Here is a 2,095-nt window from a genome sequence, read left to right on the forward strand (position 1 = left end):
TGCTCGATGACGGATGGGTATGACTGTTACCAGAATGCGTTGGCGGAGCGGGTGAACGGGATTTTGAAAGGAGAGTTATTGTTGCAAAGCCCGCAGGATTTGACGCAAGCGCGGGAAATGGTGCGTGAAGCGGTGGATATTTACAACGAGGAGCGGCCGCATCATGCGTTGAAATACAGAACCCCCGATGCGGCACATAGGGGGTTCTGAGTAGAGAAATGCTAGTTGAAAATGTGTAAACCTATTTCAGGACTAGACAGATTGCTGGTTGCCGGTCAGGCGACAAACACCAGATAGACGGCGAATGCCACGATAAAGCGGTAGATGGCGAACGGGATAAAGTCGATGCGGCGGATCAATGTCAGGAAGGTCTTGATCGCAAACATCGCTACCACGAAGGCGGTGATAAAGCCCACTGCAAACATCGGGAAGTCGGCCATCGAGAGGAAATCGCGGCTCTTGTAGAGATCCAGCCCGCTGGCCGCCACCATCATGGGCACTGCCATGATGAAGGAGAACTCGGCGGCGGCGTGACGGCTGATCCCCATCAGCATGCCACCACTGATGGTGGCGCCGGAGCGGGAGAAGCCGGGCCACAGGGCGAGACACTGGAACAGACCGATGCCGAACGCCTGCTTGTAGCTGATGTCATCCAGGGTTTCGGCTGTGACGGCCGGGCGGAATTTCTCGGCGATGATCAGCAGGATGCCCCCCGCGACCAGCGCGTACATTACGGTTTGTGGGCCAAACAGGTTGGCCTTGATCCAGCTGTGGATGGCCAGACCGACCACGATGGCGGGCATCATGCCGAGGATGACATGTACAAGCGACAGGGTGGCGTGATCCCGAGACGGCTTCTGGCCGAAGTGGATGCCAATCAGGCCAAACAGGCGGCGCCAGAAGACGGCGACCACGGCGAGGATGGAGCCAAGCTGGATCACCACTTCGAAAGTGGCAGCCTTGGGCCCTTCAAAGCCCAGCAGATGGCCGACGATAATCATGTGGCCGGTGGAGGAGACGGGGAGGAACTCGGTCAGCCCCTCGACGACGCCCAGAATAAAGGCGACCAGCAGGCTATAAGTGTCAGTCATCGAACAAACAATCCTTAACTTCGTTGATGTAAAACGCCCCGGGAGGGTCTCGGGGCGGCTTATCTTGCTCGATAGTGACTGCCGAGGCTATGTAAAAATCATGAAACCTTTAAGTCAGTCGCGGATAAAACGGTAGCGGGTCTGGTGGTGATAACGCTCGCCCGTCAACAGCCAGGGGGTGCCCAGCTCGGGGCGATTGGGGCTGTCCGGTAGCTGTTGCGCCTCAAGACAGAAGCCGTCGTGATCCCGGTGTGACAGGCCGCTGCGGTTCGGGGTATTGGCCAGCCAGTTGCCGGTGTAAAACTGCAGCGAGGGTTGGTTGGTGTAGACCTCCATCGCCAACTGTCTGTCACCTGATACCACACGAGCTGCCCACTTCTGCTCCGGTCCATTGAGCACAAAGGCATGATCGTACCCCTTGGCCTGTTGCTGCTGGGGATGGCTCAGCCAATCCTGTCCGATAAGGCGCTCGCGGCGCAGATCGAATGGCCCCTCCACCGGAGTGATGGTGATCGGCAAACCGCTCGGGTCGGTCGGCAGGAAGTGGTCGGCATTGATGCTGATGAGGTGGTCACGGATATCGCCGCCATCGGTTTGCCCATCGAGATTGAAGTAGGCGTGGCTGGTGAGGCTGACCGGGGTTGTGGCATCCGTGCTGGCCACAAAATCGACCACCAGATCGCTCTGCTCCAGCCGGTACTCCAGGGTGACCCGCAGATTGCCGGGAAAGCCCTGATCCCCCGCTCGGGAGAGCAGCGCCAGCTTGACCCGATCCGCTTCCAGTTCCTTGATCCGCCAGTGCTGGCGATGAAAGCCTGCCTGCCCGCCGTGCAGACAGTTGGGTGCCTGATTGGCATTCAGCGGCCAGCGCTGTCCATCACGCACCAGCTCGGCACCGCCGATGCGGTTGGCAAAGCGTCCTGCCACCGCGCCCAGCCACACCTGCTGGGTGGGATAGGCGTCGTCGGCACAGCCCAGCAGCACTTCACGCCGTTCGCCCGCCA

3 protein-coding genes are annotated in these 2,095 nt (G+C 59.6%); 1 reads left to right on the forward strand and 2 read right to left on the reverse strand.

Features of this window, described 5'->3' with window-relative positions; translation table 11 throughout:
- The coding region (locus tag AB5Y85_RS19405) for an integrase core domain-containing protein (RefSeq protein ID WP_368221854.1) at positions 1 to 210 on the forward strand (210 nt) is incomplete at its 5' end.
- Positions 211 to 275: 65 nt separating this feature from the next.
- On the opposite strand, the gene bacA is transcribed toward AB5Y85_RS19405, so the two are convergent.
- Both bacA and AB5Y85_RS19415 read right to left on the reverse strand, forming a co-directional pair.
- Entirely contained in the window at positions 276 to 1,091 is an 816-nt protein-coding gene (gene bacA, locus AB5Y85_RS19410) for an undecaprenyl-diphosphate phosphatase (RefSeq protein ID WP_005355537.1), read from the reverse strand.
- Between the two features lie 114 nt (positions 1,092 to 1,205).
- On the reverse strand, positions 1,206 to 2,095 hold an 890-nt coding region (locus AB5Y85_RS19415), incomplete at its 5' end, for a galactose-1-epimerase (protein WP_368221993.1).

Origin of the sequence: Aeromonas sp. R3-1, assembly GCF_040908345.1 — a bacterium.
Lineage (GTDB): Bacteria > Pseudomonadota > Gammaproteobacteria > Enterobacterales > Aeromonadaceae > Aeromonas > Aeromonas veronii.

Bases quoted from the DNA above. Each gene is read 5' to 3' on its own strand.
- bacA (WP_005355537.1), bottom strand. From the start codon at position 1,091: ATGACTGACACTTATAGCCTGCTGGTCGCCTTTATTCTGGGCGTCGTC.